Origin of the sequence: Methanothermobacter sp., assembly GCF_030055435.1 — an archaeon.
GTDB lineage: Archaea > Methanobacteriota > Methanobacteria > Methanobacteriales > Methanothermobacteraceae > Methanothermobacter.
In genome coordinates, this window is the sequence record NZ_JASFYG010000002.1 from 1 (window position 1) to 20,223 (window position 20,223).

Annotated in this window: 22 protein-coding genes; 10 read left to right on the forward strand and 12 right to left on the reverse strand. The window is 46.9% G+C overall.

All coding sequences use genetic code 11. The features are described 5' to 3' along the window. From QFX30_RS01800 to mmp11, 4 genes are all read left to right on the forward strand, one after another. Positions 1-224 (forward strand): isocitrate/isopropylmalate family dehydrogenase (locus tag QFX30_RS01800; RefSeq protein WP_300487417.1); only part of this gene is annotated, 224 nt, incomplete at its 5' end. Positions 225-228: 4 nt separating this feature from the next. Beyond that, complete coding sequence (locus QFX30_RS01805) at positions 229-1,422, forward strand: cysteine desulfurase (protein ID WP_300487420.1); 1,194 nt, start codon at positions 229-231, stop codon at positions 1,420-1,422. Between the two features lie 98 nt (positions 1,423-1,520). After that, entirely contained in the window at positions 1,521-1,937 is a 417-nt protein-coding gene (gene ribH, locus QFX30_RS01810; RefSeq protein ID WP_300487422.1) for a 6,7-dimethyl-8-ribityllumazine synthase, read from the forward strand. A gap of 18 nt (positions 1,938-1,955) precedes the next feature. Then, positions 1,956-2,888: a methanogenesis marker protein 11 gene (gene mmp11 / locus QFX30_RS01815; RefSeq protein ID WP_300487425.1), complete on the forward strand. Its 933-nt coding sequence runs from the start codon at positions 1,956-1,958 to the stop codon at positions 2,886-2,888. Here the strand turns inward: mmp11 and QFX30_RS01820 are convergent. Next, on the reverse strand, positions 2,882-4,585 hold the full coding sequence (locus QFX30_RS01820; RefSeq protein WP_300487428.1) for a glycosyltransferase: 1,704 nt from the start codon (positions 4,583-4,585) through the stop codon (positions 2,882-2,884). The genes mmp11 and QFX30_RS01820 overlap by 7 nt on opposite strands. Before the next feature lie 137 nt (positions 4,586-4,722). Here QFX30_RS01820 and purE point away from each other — a divergent pair, with 137 nt between their 5' ends. Next, a complete protein-coding gene (gene purE / locus QFX30_RS01825; protein WP_300487431.1) occupies positions 4,723-5,727 on the forward strand; it encodes a 5-(carboxyamino)imidazole ribonucleotide mutase in 1,005 nt (334 codons plus the stop codon). 10 nt (positions 5,728-5,737) lie between these two features. Then, positions 5,738-7,009, forward strand: coding sequence for a UbiD family decarboxylase (locus tag QFX30_RS01830; RefSeq protein WP_300487434.1), 1,272 nt, complete (start codon positions 5,738-5,740; stop codon positions 7,007-7,009). A gap of 150 nt (positions 7,010-7,159) precedes the next feature. On the opposite strand, the gene amrS is transcribed toward QFX30_RS01830, so the two are convergent. Genes amrS through QFX30_RS01850 form a run of 4 tightly spaced genes read right to left on the reverse strand, consistent with a single transcriptional unit; the run spans position 7,160 to position 9,999 of the window. Then, positions 7,160-8,167: an AmmeMemoRadiSam system radical SAM enzyme gene (gene amrS, locus QFX30_RS01835; protein WP_300487436.1), complete on the reverse strand. Its 1,008-nt coding sequence runs from the start codon at positions 8,165-8,167 to the stop codon at positions 7,160-7,162. Positions 8,168-8,184: 17 nt separating this feature from the next. Beyond that, entirely contained in the window at positions 8,185-9,168 is a 984-nt protein-coding gene (thiL, locus tag QFX30_RS01840; RefSeq protein WP_300487439.1) for a thiamine-phosphate kinase, read from the reverse strand. A gap of 29 nt (positions 9,169-9,197) precedes the next feature. Next, the gene (gene cfbA, locus QFX30_RS01845; RefSeq protein ID WP_300487442.1) at positions 9,198-9,629 is read right to left on the reverse strand and encodes a sirohydrochlorin nickelochelatase; all 432 of its coding nucleotides are present in this window, start codon (positions 9,627-9,629) and stop codon (positions 9,198-9,200) included. Continuing rightward, positions 9,601-9,999: a Zn-ribbon domain-containing OB-fold protein gene (locus QFX30_RS01850; RefSeq protein WP_300487445.1), complete on the reverse strand. Its 399-nt coding sequence runs from the start codon at positions 9,997-9,999 to the stop codon at positions 9,601-9,603. Before QFX30_RS01850 ends, cfbA begins: the two co-directional genes overlap by 29 nt. Positions 10,000-10,273: 274 nt before the next feature. Here QFX30_RS01850 and QFX30_RS01855 point away from each other — a divergent pair, with 274 nt between their 5' ends. Both QFX30_RS01855 and QFX30_RS01860 read left to right on the forward strand, forming a co-directional pair. After that, positions 10,274-11,176 (forward strand): hypothetical protein, encoded by a 903-nt coding sequence (locus tag QFX30_RS01855; RefSeq protein ID WP_300487448.1) that lies wholly within the window; start codon positions 10,274-10,276, stop codon positions 11,174-11,176. Then, positions 11,173-11,964 (forward strand): hypothetical protein, encoded by a 792-nt coding sequence (locus QFX30_RS01860; RefSeq protein ID WP_300487451.1) that lies wholly within the window; start codon positions 11,173-11,175, stop codon positions 11,962-11,964. Before QFX30_RS01855 ends, QFX30_RS01860 begins: the two co-directional genes overlap by 4 nt. 50 nt (positions 11,965-12,014) lie before the next feature. Here the strand turns inward: QFX30_RS01860 and QFX30_RS01865 are convergent, their stop codons facing one another. The 4 genes from QFX30_RS01865 to QFX30_RS01880 form a co-directional block, all read right to left on the reverse strand. Beyond that, positions 12,015-13,346, reverse strand: a complete 1,332-nt coding sequence (locus tag QFX30_RS01865; RefSeq protein ID WP_300487454.1) for a magnesium transporter — start codon at positions 13,344-13,346, stop codon at positions 12,015-12,017. A 36-nt stretch (positions 13,347-13,382) separates the two neighbouring features. Further along, the gene (locus tag QFX30_RS01870) at positions 13,383-13,946 is read right to left on the reverse strand and encodes a potassium channel family protein (RefSeq protein WP_367186126.1); all 564 of its coding nucleotides are present in this window, start codon (positions 13,944-13,946) and stop codon (positions 13,383-13,385) included. Between the two features lie 104 nt (positions 13,947-14,050). After that, positions 14,051-15,124 carry a precorrin-3B C(17)-methyltransferase gene (gene cobJ, locus QFX30_RS01875; protein WP_300487457.1) on the reverse strand — a complete coding sequence of 358 codons (1,074 nt, stop codon included), beginning with the start codon at positions 15,122-15,124 and terminating at the stop codon, positions 14,051-14,053. Positions 15,125-15,212: 88 nt separating this feature from the next. Continuing rightward, positions 15,213-15,710, reverse strand: coding sequence for a hypothetical protein (locus QFX30_RS01880; RefSeq protein ID WP_300487460.1), 498 nt, complete (start codon positions 15,708-15,710; stop codon positions 15,213-15,215). Between the two features lie 145 nt (positions 15,711-15,855). Here QFX30_RS01880 and QFX30_RS01885 point away from each other — a divergent pair, with 145 nt between their 5' ends. Together QFX30_RS01885 and QFX30_RS01890 are read left to right on the forward strand one after the other, a co-directional pair. Beyond that, positions 15,856-17,319, forward strand: coding sequence for a DNA-directed DNA polymerase II small subunit (locus QFX30_RS01885; protein WP_300488225.1), 1,464 nt, complete (start codon positions 15,856-15,858; stop codon positions 17,317-17,319). Between the two features lie 17 nt (positions 17,320-17,336). Further along, positions 17,337-17,900: a class II aldolase/adducin family protein gene (locus QFX30_RS01890; protein ID WP_300487463.1), complete on the forward strand. Its 564-nt coding sequence runs from the start codon at positions 17,337-17,339 to the stop codon at positions 17,898-17,900. Between the two features lie 94 nt (positions 17,901-17,994). Here the strand turns inward: QFX30_RS01890 and QFX30_RS01895 are convergent, their stop codons facing one another. From QFX30_RS01895 to QFX30_RS01905, 3 genes are all read right to left on the reverse strand, one after another. Next, complete coding sequence (locus QFX30_RS01895; RefSeq protein ID WP_013296572.1) at positions 17,995-18,249, reverse strand: UPF0147 family protein; 255 nt, start codon at positions 18,247-18,249, stop codon at positions 17,995-17,997. Between the two features lie 74 nt (positions 18,250-18,323). Next, entirely contained in the window at positions 18,324-19,313 is a 990-nt protein-coding gene (locus QFX30_RS01900) for a cobalt-precorrin 5A hydrolase (RefSeq protein WP_300487466.1), read from the reverse strand. After that, complete coding sequence (locus QFX30_RS01905) at positions 19,310-20,203, reverse strand: cobalamin biosynthesis protein (RefSeq protein WP_300487469.1); 894 nt, start codon at positions 20,201-20,203, stop codon at positions 19,310-19,312. The genes QFX30_RS01900 and QFX30_RS01905 overlap by 4 nt, the downstream gene beginning before the upstream one ends. Positions 20,204-20,223: the final 20 nt, after the last annotated feature.

The following is a 20,223-nucleotide window of genomic DNA, read 5'->3' on the forward strand; positions in this document are numbered from 1 at the left end:
ACGGATCAGCACCCCAGATAGCCGGAAAAAACATAGCAAACCCCACAGCCATGATACTCACAACAACACTCATGCTAAAACACCTCAACAAAACACAGGAAGCACAGAAAATACAGGAAGCACTGGAAAAAACCCTTGAAAAGGGTCTGGTTACACCGGACCTTGGGGGAAGCCTCGGTACAATGGAAATGGCTGCTGAGATAGCAAAGAGAATTGAGGGGTGATCCTGTGCGTACAGAGGACGTGAGGGCCGACATACCACTCCTCAGGGAGAAGGCTTACCTTGATGCTGCAAGCACAACCCCAACCCCCCTCCCCATTGTGAGGGCAATGACAGAGTACTTTGAAAGATACAACGCCAATACAGGACGAGGGGCGTATTCACTTGCAGTTGAAGCAACCATGAAACTTCAGGAAGCCCGTAGAAAGGTTTCAGGATTCATAAATGCCTCTGAAGACGAAATAGTATTCACAAAGAACACGTCCGAGGCCATAAACATTGTGGCAGGCGGCCTCAAATTCAGGAAGGGGGACTCGGTGGTTGTACCCAACATCGAGCACCACTCCAACTTCCTCCCCTGGCTCAGGCTCCGTGAAAGGGGTGTTGATGTAAGGATAGTGAGGGCAGATGAAAATGGCATTGTGGACCCTGCAATGGTTGAGGGGGCTGTCGATGAGACCACGCGCCTTGTAACCATAACCCACATATCCAATGCCCTTGGTACGGTGCAGGATGTGAAGGAGGTGGGGAGGATCGCCCATGAAAACGGTGCCCTCTACATGATTGACGGGGCCCAGTCCATTGGACATATGAAGGTCGATGTTAGGGAGTTGGGGGCAGACTTTGCAGCCTTCCCTGGACACAAGGGGACCCTGGGTCCGGTGGGGACGGGGTTCCTCTACTGCAGGGGGGAATGCCAGGATGAACTTGAACCATTCATGCTGGGTGGGGGTACCGTCATTGATGTCTCAGAGGATGACTACGTCCTGGAAGAGTTTCCCTCAAGGTTCGAGGCAGGAACCCTCAACATAGCAGGTTTCATAGGCCTGGGGGCATCCATAGACTACATAAACAGGATAGGAATCCATAAAATCAGAAATCATGGCCTGAAAATGACAGAAAAACTCTACAGTGAGGTTTCATCCATTGACAAAATCAGGTGCTATGGTGACCCCCAAAATATTTATGGTATTCTTTCCTTCAACATAGATAATATGGACCCCCATGACGTTGCAAAGCTACTGGATGAAACCGCCGGTGTCTGTGTTAGAAGCGGCCACCACTGCGCAATACCAGCCATGAGGCACCTGGGAGTTCATGAATCCGGTGGCACCGTGAGGGCATCCATACACTACTATAATACAGAGGATGACATTGAGGTCCTTGCAGAAACCCTGAGGGAAATAGCAAGGATGGGGTGATGGGATGAATAAGGCACAGATAATAGCACTGCTCATAGTAATAATAATGGTATTAAGCACCATTGCAGGCGCACTTGTGCTCTAAAAGGAGGTATTGAATGGTAAATGTCAGGATAGGGGCTGTGGTAGCCGAATTCAACTATGACATAACACATATGATGCTTGAACTTGCAAAAGAACATGCTAAATTTCTTGAATCTGAAATAACAAAGGTTATAGCTGTTCCAGGGGTATTCGATATGCCTCTCGCGGTTAAGAAGCTTCTCCTTGATGATGAAATCGACGCAGTTATCACGCTGGGGGCTGTTATTGAGGGGGCAACGGACCATGACCAGATAGTGGTCCAGCACGCCTCACGTAAGATAGCGGACCTATCACTGGAATACGATAAGCCCGTGGCCCTTGGAATATCCGGCCCCGGTATGACGAGGCTGGAAGCCCACCAGCGTGTTGACTATGCAAAGAGGGCCGTTGAGGCAGCCGTTAAAATGTACAGAAGACTCAACGAAATTTGATATTTCTGGAGAACCCCCATGGAGATACTCAGACCATCAGAGCTGAAGGAAAGGTTCAGGGACCCCTGGATATCACCCTACACCAAGGTCCTCACCATGGTGGACGGGGATCTCGTTGAGATCCTGGAATACCACCCCTGCATCTCAGGGTCAGAGTGGATGATATACCAGTACAGCAGGTCAAGCAAGCTGATAGAGAGGGCCCGGAGGGATGGTAACAGGCACACCTACCTTGCACACACCGGCAAGGCTCCAATAGAACTCAGGGCGAGTCTCAACGCCGCTGGGATAGAGGAGGTGTCTGTTGAGGGTGACGAGGTCCGCGTTGTGCATGCTGGCCTTGCAGGTGCCGGTGTTGGTGCTGCAATGTGCCGGGGCATGGCAGAGGGTGTGAAGAGAATTGAACTCTATGAGGTGGGAGGGGGCTCAAAGCCCGGTAGAGCCGCGGTGATAACACCCCGCCTCGAGAAGGTTGTCCTGGGCATAGATGACACAGACACCCCTGAAAGCGGCGCGACCTGGACCCTTGCCAACAATATGGGTATGGAGATCTCCAGAAGAGGATTTGAGTACATTGACCATGTGACAGTTCAGCTATACCCACACAACCCCCGCAAGACACAGAACTGTGTATCGGTTGCCCTTTCCTTCGCGGTGCAGCCCGGTAAAAGTAATGAACTGGTCCATCTTGCTACAGGTTTTCTTGAAGAGAACACCCTTTCAGATAAAACTTCACTTGCAGTTTTCAGGGGAATAAAGGTTCCAAAAGAGCTTAAAGAGTATTCAATGATGGCCAAAAAGAGTTTCATGGAAGTCGAAGATGCAGAGGAAGTCGCAGAGTCCCTTGGAATAGATCTCATCGAGGTAACAGGGGCTCAGGGCAAGATAGGGGCCCTTGCAGCCATCGGCCTCTATGATGATCCAGAAGAAGCTGCAAGAGTATACTACTGACCTGAGAACCATATGTTAAGGAATTTCCCCTCAGATGCAGATGCAAACCTCATGTCAGATGACCCCCCTCTTCTGATATCAATTTTTATTATATGGCTTCCATGATAAATTCTGTAGCTGGAGTCCTCTCCCCTGAACCTTATATTTCTTATAACCTCTCCATTAACGGATACAGTGTATGAACCATTCTTCATGATCCCACTGGCCTCTGCAACCAGCCGATTGTCAACGTAAACCATGACCTCCGACGCCTGGGACTCATCGTACTGAATTATGATACCGTTATATACCGTCATGTTTGAGCTGGATATGTTCCTAATTGCATAGACGTTGCTGAATATCTTTCGAAGATTTCCATCCTGGATCACATCCCCCACATTAAGCCCGAGAACCCCCCTCGCACTGGTTGGGATCCTCATTATGTTACCCTCGCCGTCACGGGTCCTGTTGAGGGTGTAGGCCTCACCATTCAGCAACACTGTGTCACCATAATTGAGCCCAAGGGTATTTATAGCCTCTTCAGGAATTCTTATAGAGTTATTCTCATTTTCAAGTGCGCTGTCAACCCTGTATGGTCCCCTAACATCAAATGTCCTGTTTTCATTGCTCTTCTTCCATATTATCAGGTTACCTGATGTTGGTTCAATTGATATTTTACCATCGTCCACCTTGACTGCACCCAGCAATGTTGAGATCATTGCAAGAAGGATAAGGCCAGAGACCAGAATGGGAAAGTGCATGTATATGAATGATCTGGCTGTCTGAAGCTTGCCCTGCGAGCGCCTGAAAACATATATAGATCTTCTTATTAAGCTTATAAAGTAATAAAGAGCAACTATGGATCCTAAAACCGCTATAATGATCCCGGCTGTTGCTGGTATTGCCCTTATAAAGAATATACTGAATATGCCAAGTGTTGTAAGTGAAAGACCCAGTATACACATTCTTATGGACTTTCCCATGGTGTCCATCATGGTTATTCTGCCGTACTCAAGTGCCCTGTCAACTATGGTCCTTACAACCTCATTGGCCACCAGGTTGAGGTCCTTGAGGCTTGCCATGTCATGGTGTATTGTCCCTATATCCACCTCCTTAACTGTGAGGCCAAGGACATCCGCATCAAGTACTATACCAACATCGACCCCATAATCCTCCTCGAATTTCATCTTCTCAAGGGCAGATCTCCTTGCCGCGAACTGTCCGCTTAGTGGCTGCTCAAATTTTATCTCAGGGAAGAAGAAATTCAGGAGTGGTTTTGCAGTTAGCTCAGTAACCCTCCCTGCCTTTCTCCTGAAGCGTGTTTTTGTGAGATCCGCCCTACCCCTGAGGATGGGTCTTATCATCCTCTCAATTTTCTCTGTTGTCATATTCTCAAGGTCAGCATCAACAAAAACCACTATGTCCCCACTGGAATGCTTGAATCCCGTCCTCAGGGCAGCGCCCTTTCCGCGGTTACTGGCATGTCTTATGACCCTTGCACCTGCAGCCTCCGCCACCCTGGCAGTGTTGTCCGTAGACCCATCATCCACCACTATGACCTCACTCACCATTTTAGAACCATTAGCTGCCTCAACAACCCGTGCAACGGTCTTTTCCTCATTGAAAGCTGGTATAACCACTGAAACTGTCTGTTCATCTTCCTTCAATGTCTTTAGGGCACACAAAAGGAAGACCAGGATCAGAATAAGCCATGACATCCCTACACCTTCTCCTACTTATGAAGTTCTATTGGTTGAAAACGCTTAAATATTAAGCTATTAAGACGCTTCGGGAGATTCTATTAAATATGAATTGAAATAAATATCTATCCATAAATGTAAAGGTGAATCTCTAAATGAAGCCCAGAGTTATGATACTCCTTGGAAGTGCATCAGATTTCAGAATAGCTGAAAAGGCCATGGAGATCTTTGAAGAACTCAGGATACCCTATGACCTCAGGGTTGCCTCAGCCCACAGGACCCATGAAAAGGTAAAGATTATAGTCGCTGAGTCCATAAAGGAGGGTGTTGAGGTCTTCATAGGTATAGCGGGACTCTCTGCCCACCTTCCCGGCATGATATCTGCTAACACACACCGCCCGGTGATAGGTGTCCCGGTTGATGTTAAACTTGGAGGACTTGACGCCCTTTTTGCATGCTCACAGATGCCCTTTCCTGCACCGGTTGCAACGGTTGGTGTTGACAGGGGAGAAAACGCCGCGATACTGGCTGCCCAAATAATAGGGATAGGTGACCCCGAGGTGAGGGAACGAGTCTCTGAACTCAGAAGGGGTTTCTATGAGAAAGTCCGCCGGGATGAGTGCCAGGTCCTAAACAGCATAGAGGGGTCATACTACACCCCCCTCGATGTTGAACTGCCAGAGGTGCAGGATAAGGAAAAATCTGGTGAAGAAGAAGCCCCCATGGTATCTGTGATCCCGGGTAGCTACTCGGACATGAAAATCGCCAAGAAGACAACAATGTTCCTTGAGCGGATGGGTATAAGCTATGACCTCAACGTCATATCACCCATAAGGTACCCTGATAGGTTCGAGAGGTACCTTGAGCGGATGGAGAATGTTAAGCTCTTCATAGCGATAAGCGGACTCTCCGCCCATGTTACAGGTGCCGTGGTCGCCCTCACTGACAGGCCTGTGATTGGTGTTCCATGCCCCCTCAAAATGAACGGCTGGGATTCACTCCTTTCCATGATTAACATGCCACCGGGTGTCCCCGTTGGAACCGTTGGAATCGGTAACGGTGGTAACGCCGCAATACTTGCGGCTGAAATGCTTGGAATATATGACGATAAAATCGAGTCCAGAATAAAGAGGATAAAAAGCCGTTCAGTCAAGTTCTGATGGTGATTCAATGAGAGAATTCCTTGATAGGCTCAAAGAAGAACCTGTGATAATTGAGGATGAGGTTTCGACACGATTTGAGGCTGCAGGTATACTGAGGAGGCATCCCAGGGATGTTGTGATACTGAAGAATGTACGGGAATCAGATATGCCGGTCATATCCGGCCTCTGCAATACCAGGAAAAAGATTGCCCTCTCCCTGAACTGCCAGGTCAATGAAATAACCCAGTGCATTGTCCATGCAATGGAAAACCCGACCCCCATCAGAAACTTTAGGGGCCTTGAGGGTTACACTTCAGAGGATGCCGACCTCTCAAGGTTACCGGTTCTAACCCACTACCAGAGGGATGGAGGCCCCTACATAACGGCAGGGGTCATATTTGCCAAGGACCCTGAAACCGGCGTCAGGAACGCCTCCATCCACAGGATGATGGTCATATCCAATGACAGGATGGCGGTCCGCATAGTTCCAAGGCACCTTTACACATACCACCAGCGGGCCGAGGAGATGGGTGAGGACCTTGAGATAGCAGTGGCCATAGGTATGGACCCCGCCACCCTCCTTGCGACAACCACATCCATACCAATAGACGCAGATGAAATGGAGGTTGCAAACACCTTCCACGACGGAAAACTGGAACTTGTAAGGTGCAGTGGAGTTGACCTGGAGGTCCCCCCTGCAGAGATAATACTGGAAGGTCGGATACTCTGCGGTGAAAGGGAAAGTGAGGGCCCCTTTGTTGACCTCACAGATACCTATGACGTTGTAAGGGAGGAACCTGTCATATCCCTTGAGAGGATGCATATAAAGGAAGATGCAATGTACCATGCGATTCTGCCGGCAGGATTTGAACACAGGTTACTTCAGGGGCTGCCCCAGGAGCCAAGGATATACAGGGCAGTTAAAAATACGGTGCCCACGGTCAGGAATGTTGTTCTAACTGAGGGGGGGTGCTGCTGGCTCCATGCGGCCATCTCAATTAAAAAGCAGAGTCAGGGGGACGGTAAAAATGTTATAATGGCGGCCCTTGCAGCCCATCCATCCCTCAAACATGTGGTGGTTGTGGACGACGACATAGACGTTTTTGACCCTGAGGAAATCGAATATGCCGTGGCAACAAGGGTGAAGGGCGATGATGACATATTGATAGTCCCTGGGGCTAGGGGCTCATCCCTGGACCCTGCAGCACTTCCCGATGGCACGACAACCAAGGTCGGTGTTGATGCAACGGTGCCCCTAGCTGGCGCAGAAAAATTCCAGAGAGTCAGCCGATCGGAGTGAAAGGGCTCCATAAGAATTTATTTTGAATAATGGCCCATTTTCCTACTTTTCTGGCCACAGGAATCTCAGGGATCCAAATCACATTTACAGAACAGAATCACCTCCATTCCCCCAAGAATCTCCCGACCTTGAGGCCCAGAATCATGTTAACTAATCTGTTACAACGTCAACAGCGGCTCTGCAGGCTCTGCACTTACCATCACTGATACCCACTGTTCTTGTGAGGTAGCCATCCCTTTTTATAAGTAGCTCTCCACAAACCGGACAGTAGGTGTTCTCAGCATCGGTCCCTGGAAGGTTCCCCACGTACACGTACTTCATACCAGCCTCAAGGGCAAGCTCCCTGGCCCTCATCAGTCTCTCCACCCCTGTTGGGGGCACATCCTGCATCCTGTAATGTGGAAAGAACCTTGTGAAGTGGAGTGGAACCTCGACGCCGACCTCAGATACCATGAAATTCGCAAGGGCCACTATATCATCATCAGAGTCATTGTAACCGGGTATGAGTAGGTTGGTGACCTCTATATGGATACCCATTTCATGCATCCTTATGATGTTCTCGAGGACAGGTTCCAGTCTTGCATCGCATAACTCACGATAGAATCTCTCAGACATTCCCTTGAGGTCAACGTTCGCAGCGTCCAGTAGGGGTCCTATAATGTTAAGGGCCTCCTCACTCATGTAGCCATTTGTAACATAAACCGTTTTGAGGCCCTCTGCCCTTGCACGTTCTGCAGAGTCCACTGTGTATTCAAGCCACATGGTGGGCTCATTGTAGGTCCAGGCTATGGAGGTGCAGTTACTTCTGAGGGCATTTTCAACCGCCTCCTCCGGTGGGATGTACTTTGTGGGGAAGCCATCTATGCGTGCCTGTGATATGCTCCAGTTCTGGCAGTACCTGCACCTGAAGTTACATCCAACACTGCCAAGGGAGTAGACAAGGCTGCCAGGGTGAAAGTGGAATAGTGGCTTTTTCTCTATCGGGTCAACCGCCTCTGAGGATACCTCCCCATAGGTGAGAGAATAGATTTTGTCGTTGCTATTTTCACGTGTAAGACAGTACCCCCTTCCCCCTTCAGGTATCAAGCACTTTCTACTGCACACCAGGCACCTTAACCTATCATCGGCCTTCTCATAGAGTATGGATTCCTTCCTCATGGTATCCCCCCTGTAATTCAGGGGCGCAGATGTTCATAGCCCCTCACATGAAGTTTATATGTATCTCCATGTTTATCAACCATTTCAATGGATGGTGACTCTATGACCTCACCTATGATATGCACTTCCATTATTCTGGAGAGTTCATCCATTGCATCAGGTGGTGCAGTGAAAACAAGTTCAAAATCCTCCCCATAATACAGGGCAAGTTCCAGTGGATCCACTCCAACAAGGGATGCTGCCTCTGATACCTGGGAAGGTACAGGTAACTTCACCTCGTGGATCCTCATTCCCACACCGCTGGCAGCCATAAGCTCACCAAGTTCACTTATGAGGCCATCTGTTATGTCCGTGGCCGAAGACACAAGCCCAGATTCCGCCATTCTGGATGCCTCTTCAACCCTTGCAATGGGTTTCAGGGATTTTTCAACCGCGACCTCAAATCCATCAGTATCTGCTCCTGATAGAAGAAGTTCTGTGCCTGCAGCTCCAAGCCCAAGGAGCCCCGTAACTGCAATGAGGTCACCTGGCCTGGCACCGGACTTCATCATCACAAGGTCCTTTCTGACCCTTCCAATGGCTGTACCCCCCATTATTATCTCATCCCCCTCATTGGTATCTCCCCCAATGAGGGGTGCGCCGTAATAACTGCAGGCCTCCAGGACGCCGCTTATGAGGGAATCGAAGGATTCAAGCTCAAGGTCAGGGAGAGCCATGGAGAGTATGAAACCCTCCGGTGAAGCACCCATCGCAGCCAGGTCGCTCATGTTCACTGTAACCGTCTTCCATCCCATATCTTGATAACTCATTGTAGGAGGAAAGTGCCTGCTTTCAATTAGAAGGTCTGAGGTCAGTGCAAGGTACTCCTTGCCCATTTCAAGAAGTGCAGCATCATCTCCAAGACCAAGAAGCTCTGATGGTTTGAAAAATGAGGCTGAAGTTGATATTATCCTTGAGATGAGTTTCTTCTCGCCAAGTGATGATATTCTATCAGGGGGCATTTTTATCAAAAATAAATTAGAGGTCATCCTTAAATTGCTGATTTGACCCTGTCCCGGATTATCTCAGCAATTCGCGGATCTGCCCCTAGGGGCTCGGTGTAGATTATCTCACCGTCAAATTCAAATTCTTCGTGCTCATGTTCATGTTCATGGTGATGATGATGTTCGGTACCATTATCAAGACCCAGAATGTGTGGTATGTCGTGTTTGGTGTGGACTCCATGGGCCAGAAATACCGGTGTAACAATGATCTTTTCAACGCCCATCGCTGCGAGTTCATTTATGGCCTCTGGTATTGAAGGCTTGGATATGTTCATGAATCCCACTGCAACAGGATGGTCAGCCTCCTTCCTGTAGATATCCGCTATACCGTTTATGACCTCCTCACCGTATGGGAGGCGGCTTCCATGCCCCACAAGAAGAACACCTATTTTAGGTTTTTGGCTTGAATTTGAATCCATATGATATCACTCCATCTTCACCCTCTTCTCTCACCTTGCGGAATACCATTTCGACCTCGTCACCTATCTCTATTGAATCAGGATCGCAGTCAACAATCTGGCTTGTTATCTTCGCACCCTCCTCCAGTTCAACTATGGCCACCACATAGGGGGCTATATCCTTGAACTCGTCGGTTGGGGTGTTTATCACAGAGTAACTGTGTATCTTTCCCCTCCCGCTGAATTTTAGGTCCTCAAGTTTACCTTTACGCCTGCATTCGGGGCATATTATTCTGCTTGGGAAAAAAACATTCCCACACTGGAGACATTTTGAACCTGTAAGATTGTAGCGCTGGGGTATATGGCGCCATGTCCTAACGGTTTCTGTCATGATGTGACCTCCATAAATGTAATCAGTTTTCATTATCTATCTTGATTCATCATAATTAAATCATATGGTCAGAGGATATTTAAATTCCTTGTGCTCCCATGGGAGTAATAAAGATTCTTATTACCCCCAGAGTTGATCCATGGGACAATCTGGCTTTTTTTCTATTTCTAATGGTTTATGTGGCCATTGAAACTCCAGAAGTTCTAATATTAACTTAATATTATTTCAGTAATATTTTTATATTTGTAATACTTAATTTTAATCTGGTGATACAATGGATGATAGAGGATATGTGATGGCAGGTCTCAGCCTTCTTCTCATGGTTCCAGCCATGATACTTGCCATGATGATACTCAGCATCGAGGATTCATCACTGGAAAGGAGTGCTGATAGGTCCCTATCCGAGACCATGACAGGGGCAGTGTGGGATATCAGAGACAACATTCCAGTGGTAACAAGGGATGTCCTAAATGAAACTGCACAGGAGGCCATAAACGGTACACTTCCCTCAGAGCTGGATGCCAGAGCCCTTATAAGAGCAGGGGTCCAGGGGCGTCTTGACAGGTTATGCGCTGTCCACAGAAACATGAATCTAAGCTGCAGAGTGAATTCAGTTGATGGGGCATCCGACGACCCCTTCTGTATTGAGGTTAACTCCACTGTTGATATCAGGGCAGGGAAAATTCATCACACTGAGAACATTTCAGTAAGGGTATCCGTTGAGGATCTACCTGATCCCCTACCATTCAGGGTTCTGGGGAGGTTGGAGCACAATGAAACATCAATAGAATATGGAAGGAGTCTCATGGACCACCTTTCTTCAGGGAACAGGGAAGCCTATGAGGGGGCTTCCGGTCCTTTCCTGATAAGAAGGTGCCCATATGAACCCTACACCATCCATGGATCCAGCGGTGTCCTCTACGCCTGCCTCCTAAATGGATACTACCATGAGAGTCATGATGGGTCCTGCTACCTCTGTAGACTGGAGGGAAAAACCTCCTGTCCCCACCTGGGTCTTGAAACCTTCATAATACCCTCAGGAAATTTTGACGAGGCCCCAGTATCTGTTGACCATGTTCTGTTCACGAGAGCCTACTCCGGGGAACTCCACAACGTATCAGGATTCATCATATACCTTGACGGGGCCCACAGAAAAAAGTACGGTGTTATACAGTGATATTCTCAACAGATTTTCTGCTTTCCCTCATAATCGTGGCTATTATCGTGGGTATATCTGCAGAACTGATGGACGTGCAGGAGACCCGAATGAATGAAAGATTCAGAGAAACATACACAAGGTATAAAGGTGCCACAGCAGCGGATGTTTTCATAAATACTCCTGGAGATCCCGTAAATTGGGAAAAACTTCCTCTAGGCAGCTGCAGGTATCCTGGACTTGCCGTGCCGGGGAAAAGGGGGGTTATATCATATGAAAAAATCATGAAACTTCGCTCAAAACCGGAATTGGTTGAAAGGACATTCAGGGGATTTCATGTGAGAATTGTACTGCGCCCCCTCAACGATAGAATAAGCCCAATAATCATTGGGGATAAGTTAAAGGGGAATGAAATATACGTATTTAGAAGAACCATCAACTGCAACTTCCTGTCTGATTATGTTATCAGGCGAGAGGAATGCCTGTGTCCCTCGGGTCATGGTGAAAACTGGACATGCATGAATTTTCGCGTTAATAACTCACTTGATTACTACCTAATATCAGATGATTGCAGCGGATCATTCATCGTTGACACAGACTGCAACAGAAGCCATGAAGAGATAAAAATCCGGCCGGGAAGTTTAAAACTGAATTTAACATGTCAGGGCGTGGTATGGATCCATTTACATGGGTGTGGAAGGGAATTAATAATTGCCGGGCTTCCACGCTCTGGAATGGATTACCCGCTGAAACCTGATTACTTTGAGGTCCAGCCATGCTCCCTCCAGATCTTCATATCCCCATACTGACCAAAAGTCCCTCCAGCATTCATTACATGTTCAGAGGCCTTAATGGTGACTCAGAGTCCTATAACTGCTATTATGGCTATTACAAGACACGTGTTTGCCACAGGGTCTGTCATGCTTGTCGAAAGTGGTATAACTATGTTGTCAGGGTCCAGTTCAAGTCTGTAGGATGCTGAGCTCAGATAAAAGCCCACCAGTAGAAGAAATGGGGTCAGAAGGTATCCTGCAAGTGAACTTATAAGAACCATCCTCTCAAGTCCAAGGGACCCTATACCAAGGGAAACACTCACAACATGGGCCAGAAGCCCGATTGTTGGATATATGATCAGTGAAAGCACGGATATTATTCCAAAGTTCCTGAGGGCCTCCCCATGGGGTCTGAGGCTTGCAGGGACTATACCTGAGTGTAGCCCGGAGGAAAGCCTTGCTCCGAGTATGCTCACAAGGTCTCCACTTTCACCTGAAAACAGCGGCACCAGTGCGAGTATTGCAGGGTTGTCAAGTATAAATGACAGTTTACTGTTTAGGACTATACCCGCAGTGGTTCCTAGGGCTGAGCAGAGAAGAAGTACGGGCACGCTCTGTCTTATTATCCTTCTGAGGTTATATCTGCCCTTAATTCCCATTGCAAGACCCATAATACCCATCAGAATAAACAGGAAAAAGAGTACCCATTCAAAAATGCCGTTCCTTACAGTTTCAAGGATGGCAAGTGCCGCGAATATTGATGGGAGGGTGAAAAGGTCTCCTGAAGCTGCTATGAGGGGTGTTGTGACGTTATCAGGGTCCCAGCCGTTCTCATAGCTTTTGAGGGATATGAGGACTGTTGCCGGGAGAAGAACAGCTCCTGATATTATTCCGCCGGCCACAGAGATAACAATGAAATCCATTATTCCCATGCTTCGAAATCCGAAGAGATGGCAGAATATCCAGGCCATGAATCCGAGGAAAATTGACATGACCACGGTCAGTATTATGGTCGCCTCAATGTTCTCTGTAAGGACATCTGATTTTCGAAGTTCCGGTGAAAGGGTACCTATATGCAGACCTGAACCAAGGCGTGAGCCCAGAGCACCGAAGATGTTACCCCTCATGCCTATGGCGCCGGGTATCAGTACAAGGAGTCCTGGATATGACTCCAGTAGGGGAGACATCTTACCCAGAAATATACCTGCAACAAGGTCCCCCAGGGCACATATGAAGAGTGCGACGAAGCTTTCCCCTATAACCCTTTTAGAACCCCTGAAAAAGCTTCCAAAACTCTTGAATAGGTTAAAAGCCCTTACCCATCCCCTTGAGGCCGTTATGGATAAATTCACGGTAAATGTTAGCAGGGACTGAAGTATGAGCCGAGTCGTCCTCAGTAATCTTCCGGTTATCCTCATTGACCTCACCTGCTAACATTTACATCATCTCTGGGACTATTCTATGCTGCATCCTATATCCTCAAGGGTCATCTCACCCTTTGCAAGTGCGAATAAGAGTTCTGAACCTGCTTCGTTTCCCTTGGCGATGAGGGTATCGTTCTCTGCAAGTACCGTGTTCCTGTCAGGTCCATAAATCCAGGATTCTCCTCTTCTGATGGCTATAACCCTCATACCTGTTCTGGTTGCAAGTAAAAGGTCTCCCAGTGATTTTCCTGCCAGCTCTGATCCCTCATCAATTGTCACCCTGACTATTATCTCATCGGACTCCTCCATGACCATCTTGAAGACAGGGTGTGGTTTGATGCCCTTCAGCACCAGGTCAGCGATATCCTTGGCAGAGTTCGCAATGCTTTCAGCTGCCTCACCCACCTCTAGGAGAGCTGTCAGTTTTTCGGCGTCCTCAACAGATCTTGCAGCAAGGAGTGACTCCTTTTTTATCTCATAGTTAAGCCTGTTAACCTTGTTTTCAAGTTTTATGACCTCTTCTGCAGCGTCCCTGCTGTTAAACAGAAGGGCAGAGTATGCAAGATCCACCATCAACTCCGAGAGGTTCTTCATTTCAATGAGAATATCCTTAACACTTTTGGACAACTTTCATCCTCCTGGGCTGCTGAAATGATATTGGGTGATTTAAAATAAATATCTTGCTGCGGTGAAATCAGTTATTTACTGGAGGCCCCTCCTGAAGCCATGAGGCACTCCCTTCGAAGCTTGAGAAGTTCCTTCTTCCTATCGGTTAGATCATCTGGTTCTGAAATCAGCCGCTTAAGACCTCTCCTGATGCACTCAACAGCCTCATCGGTGTGTATCCATCTGCAATCCTGGCAGCTCCATACACCCTTATCCCGTATCCAGTAGCCCCCTGTGGACCCCTCACCGCATGGATAGAATGGACAGTAACAGAACGCGCAGTTCTGACCTTCAAAATGGCAGGGATAGAATTCACATTTCTCATCAGGGCCTGAGGATTTGCCGTAAGGATTCTCCTCATAGAACTTCCTTGCAAGTTCATGGAGCGGGGCCTCAACAGCGTACCCACGGGGCGTGACCATGTAACCATCCCTTGTGTAGGTTGTAACGTTGCCAACTATGAGGGTGGTGGACATATCCACAAGGGATTCATTTAGATCTCCAAGAGCCACAATACTCACCTGTGGACGTCCATTTTCGGTCTTCACCACGCCAACCGGCGTTTCAGATTCAAGTTCAGATCTGAGTATTTCAAGAGCCTCCCTGAAGGGTTTCTTCCTCCTCTTTCCCAAGGGGTTATAAAGGGCTATTACAAGTCCCGCTTCTGCAGCTGCCCTGATCTTTTTTCTTATCTCTGATAGAGGTGTGAGGATGTCACTCAGACTTATAACCGCAAAGTCATGGAGAGGTGCTCCAAGGTGTGATGCTGCATAATTAACCGCAGTCACGCCAGGTATAACCTCAAATTCAAGTCCCGAATACTTATCAAATACTTGAAAAAAAACATTGGCCATCCCATAGACACCAGGGTCTCCTGAGCTCACCAGTGCAACGTTGAGACCCTTACGGTGTTTCTCAACGGCCTTTTCAACTCTCTCAAGTTCGGACCCCATGCCGCTCTTTATTACCTCCTTACCCTCAAGAAGATCCTCTATCTGTCTTATGTACCTTGAATATCCTATGACGACATCGGATTCTTCAAGGGCCCTGAGGGCCCTAACTGTTATATCATCCCTTGTGGGTCCAAGTCCTATTATCCTTATCATGAAAACACCTTCAGTGGATCGGGGGCTTAGATGTGAAGCCACTGCAGCGGATTTCCAAACTGTATGAATTTACCCTCCCAATTGATACTCAGTAAATCCTGGTTACTGAAATGATTCTAAGGGTCCTGACATCTACCCATACCCCTGATGACCTCGTCTCAGCCCTTGCAGTTGCAGTTACAGTGAATTGCTCCGTTGGCCTTATGACTATCTGACCACTTCCGGTCTGGTTTTCACGGTAGCCGATCGCTGTTATGTTGATATTGATCTTTTCAAGTGAGGTATCCTCGGTTGTTGTTGCGTTGAGGGATCGGATGTTTATTCCATCAAGGCCTGTGCGGGCTTTAAGGGCATCTGCAACATCTGCATTGTTTATTATCCTTATCTCCTCGGGGCCTCCTGTGATTGTGGAGGTTATATTCTTACCTGAGTCCAGAAATGAGGATACTGTGTCTATCTGCATTTCAATAAGCTTTTCTATATCCGGTGGCTTAGACGTTACAAGTGTGTATGAACTTATGAGCCCAGCCTCGAAGAAGGCCAGGAATATTATGAGGAACAGGAAGAATTTAATGATCCTTGGCAATGCATCACCTTTTTTCTGTGAATGGACCCAAAGGGTAAACTAATATTTTGATAAAGAATATATGAACTCAATGGAATATTTAACTGTGAACCCATTTTAAAGATTTCTGAATTTCCCTAACCAGTTCATGCAGTGAATGATTGAAATGAATGAAATAATAGGAAAATTTGCAAGGGAAGGAATTTTAATAGAGGATAAAGCATATTTTCGGCTGAAGGAGATGGATGACCCTGCAACGGCTTCCTCAGAGATTATAGTTAAGATAAAGAAGAATGGTGGGGGTAAATTCGCTCTTCTGACCTCTGAGATGCTTGATGACCTCTTTGATGTGAGTAAGGAAATAGATAAGCCTAAAGAAATAAAGGCACAAGGTCCCATCAATATTCCACGGGAGAGGGAATTTGACTTCAGGGTCATCAAAGACACCAGTAAGAGATCATATACCAGCGGGGAGATAGGTGACATGATCTCCTACTTCAACAGCAGATTCAGCTGCCTGAGGGATCTCCTTAAAAGACGCCCTGAACTTAAGAGTCATGTGCCCATTGCTGATCTTCGCGGCGGAGATGATGCTGTGAGCATCATAGGGATCATAAATGACATAAGAACCACCAAGAACAACCACAAGATGCTTGAACTGGAGGATGAAACAGGGGAAATAACAGTTGTTGTGCATAATGAAAATCATAAACTTTTTGAAAAATCCGAGAAACTCGTGAGGGACGAGGTCATAGGTGTTCAGGGCGCGAAAAAGGGTAGGTTTGTTGTGGCCTCCGAGATCTTCCAGCCTGGTGTACCAAGAATACAGGAGAAGGAAATGGACTTTTCAGTTGCCTTCATATCCGATGTCCACATAGGAAGCCAGACATTCCTTGAAGATGCATTCACCAGCTTCATTAAATGGATAAACGGGGACTTTGGAACTGAGAAACAGAGGGATATAGCGGCTGACATTAAGTACCTTGTGGTTGCAGGTGACATAGTTGATGGTATCGGGATATACCCTGGACAGGAAAAGGAACTCATTATAAAAGATATCCATGAGCAGTATGAGGAGGCTGCAAGGCTTTTTGGAGATATAAGTGATGACATAAAGATTGTGATGATTCCTGGGAACCACGATGCATCGAGGATCGCTGAGCCCCAGCCTGCAATACCCGAGGAATATGCGAAACCACTTTACAGCCTCAAAAATGTTGAATTTTTGAGTAACCCGTCGATGGTTAGTCTTGATGGTGTAAAAACCCTCATATATCACGGGAGGAGCTTCGACGATATGGCCATGAGCGTGAATGGACTTTCCCATGAAAGGTCCGATCTCATAATGGAGGAACTCCTTGAGAAGAGACACCTTGCACCTATATATGGCGAGAGGACCCCCCTTGCATCTGAGATAGAGGACCACCTTGTGATTGATGATGTCCCCCATATCCTTCATACCGGACATGTCCACATAAATGCATACAAAAAATACAAGGGTATTCACCTTATAAATTCAGGTACATTCCAGTCACAGACAGAGTTTCAGAAGATATACAACATTGTCCCCACATGTGGCCAGGTCCCGGTGCTCAACAGGGGTGTGATGAAGCTTCTGGAGTTCAATTAGTTGAGGCAGGTGATTCCTTGAATCCATTGAGGGATGTTGTTAATGTTTCGGTACAGCTCTATAGGAGGGGTCTTGTATCTGGCATTGGAGGGAATGTTAGCGCAAGGGTGGATGATAGGGTTTTCATAACACCCACAATGGTCCCCCTTGACCGGGTGACACTTAAGAATATTGCAATGGTTGACCTTGAAGGGAATGTTCTCAGGGGTGGAAGACCATCCTCGGAACTGGAACTCCATCTTGAGGTCTACAGGAGGAGATCTGATGTACATGGTGTGGTGCATACCCACTCACCATATGCCAGGGCATTTTTAGTTGCCGGGATTGAGATTGAGAAAATGGAGGGCTTCAGGGGGCTCGGAGAGGGAAATCTTCCTGTGGTACCCTATCATCCCCCTGGAAGCAGGAAACTTGCATCCGCCTGTGCAGAGATGATGGTAAATGAAAATGCAGCTGTCCTTGAAAACCACGGTGTGGTATGTGCAGGTGAAACTGTTGAGGAAGCCCTCCTCCTTGCAGAGTTCATTGAGGAGCTGGCGAAAACCCGTTTCATTGCTGAGGTCCTTAAATTCATGAAATAGTTAAATTAACTGTTTAAATAGGATATAAAAAACAGGGATTTATTCAGTAGAAACACTTTAAATCAGACAAAATAGGATATAAAAAACAGAATAGTTATTCCCTTATGGATTCAAGTTCACTGAGTATTTCCCATACCAGTGTCCTTGCATGTATCGGGATGTTGGGGTCGTTGCTTATCTCATCCAGAATCGATATGACCGTGCTCGCCCTCACTGTGCTGTCCTCATCAGGGTTGTTGAGGATCTCCTTTGATTCCTCAGCAGCCCTTCTGATGTTTCTTGGGACGCTATTATCTTCCATAATGTGCTTTAAAATTTCAGAAACGCGATCAAATGTTTCGTTACTCATGTTGGGTCCTCCCTGCTGAATTCCTGAAGAATACAGAATAATGTTTATATTCAATCTGGTTTATATCATTTGGGTTAAAAAGTTTTTGGTGTCTCTGAAACCGCCACTGCAACCGCAACTCCTGATGACGTTGTTTTTCTTATAACTAGTTTTGATCCATTTCCTGCACTTTTAAGAGCCGAAGCTTCACATACGCTCCCAACACCAAATTTTTTGTTGACAAAATCTGAAAATGAGTGTGTATCCTGTGATCTGAGCTCATGAAGAGGTATGATTTCCAGGGGGACCCCCAGATTCTCCGCTGCATCAATTATTCCCCTTTCATCCTTCTTCATGTAACCTGTTGCCAGTGCATCGATCCTCGCTGGGGGTAGCTTCAAGAGACCAAGTGCTTCCACAATTGCACCGGTTACCCTCCTGGATTCAACTCCCCTCCTTGTCCCTATACCCACTGAAACCTTGAGGGGAGCCAGTCTCATGACCTCAGAATTGCAGTGGGCCCTTACAATCTCATCTCCATCCCTTATGTACCTGTAGGTTCTGGAAAGTTCACCATCAATGAGGGGTTCCAGATTCCTTGAGGAATGCAGCTCCACAGTGTACCCATCCACAATTGAGGAATTGAAGTGCTTCACAAGGTGCCTGTCAAGTATCACATAGAAGTATCTTGCTGCGAAGCTGTCAATTCCCACAAGACCATTAACATCAGTTGCTGTTGTTATAACGGGGTTTGCATTGATTATGTCTGCAATTTTGAGTGCAAAATCGTTTGCACCTCCTGCATGACCTGAAAGAAGGCTTATAACATTCTTTCCCATTTCATCGATAACTAGAACCCCTGGATCAGAGAATTTGTTTTTAATGAGCGGCGCAATCTTTCTCACCATTATACCTGCTGCCATTATACCAATTATCATGTCACTTCTTGAAAACACTTCCCTGAAATCTATATCCCTGTGCAGGGCTTCAACTGAGAGAATTGTGGGATCATCCATAAGAGCCTTCTTCAGGGTCTCCCCAAGTTTCCTGCCATTTTCTGTGAGTGTAAGTATGCTAAGCCTCATGGCATCACCAGTATTATTCCGGTTGCAGATACAATGAATAGTACTAGGGTTAGAGAACTAAGTTTCAGGGCCTCTTTAAGCTTTTCAACTGAAAGTAGATCTCTGGGATCCCCTAGAACATATACTCCTGGTTTTTCCAGCTGAACAGATAGTGCTCCAGCCGCTGCAGCCATCGTAAATCCTGAATTGGGACTGGGGGTGCGCCTTGCGTCCCTGAGGAGTATCCTCATTGAATTTTCCCAGTTCATGGAGAGAAAAAATGCTGCAAGAACCATCAAAAGCCCCGTGAGTCTGGATGGTATGTAGTTCAGTATGTCATCGAGTCTTGCAGGAAACCATCCCAGATCCCTGTTTTCATCATCGAGGTATCCCACCATTGCATCAAGTGTATTAACGACCCTGTATAGGAACGCCCCTGGGAGTCCAAATAAGATGAAGTAAAAAAGTGGCGCTGTGACAGAGTCTGTGAGGTTCTCTGTGAGTGTTTCAATAGTTGCTGAGAGTATCTGTTCATCTGTTAGTGTGGTGGTATCCCTGCTTACCAGATAGGAAAGTTTCTCCCTTGCCTCCCAAATGTTCTTATCCAGTGATTTTCCAACATCCAAGGCAGATGTAAAGAGCATCCTTATGGATATTACAGTTGAAAGGAGTACTGCAGCTATCAAAGTGTAGAGGGGGTCACTCAGGTAGCCTACGAGGATGGCTGGTGCTGTGAATATCGATACAACCAGTAGAGTCATTATTATTCCTGATATGCGTTTTTTACTGAGTATTCTTTTTGTCCATGCTATTATTGAACCCATATGTACAACAGGGTGAATTATGGTTGGTGGTTCTCCAATCATGATGTCAATTGAAACTGCAAGTAAGAGGACAGGGATTTCATTCATGTTTTCCCTTTTTGTTGCGA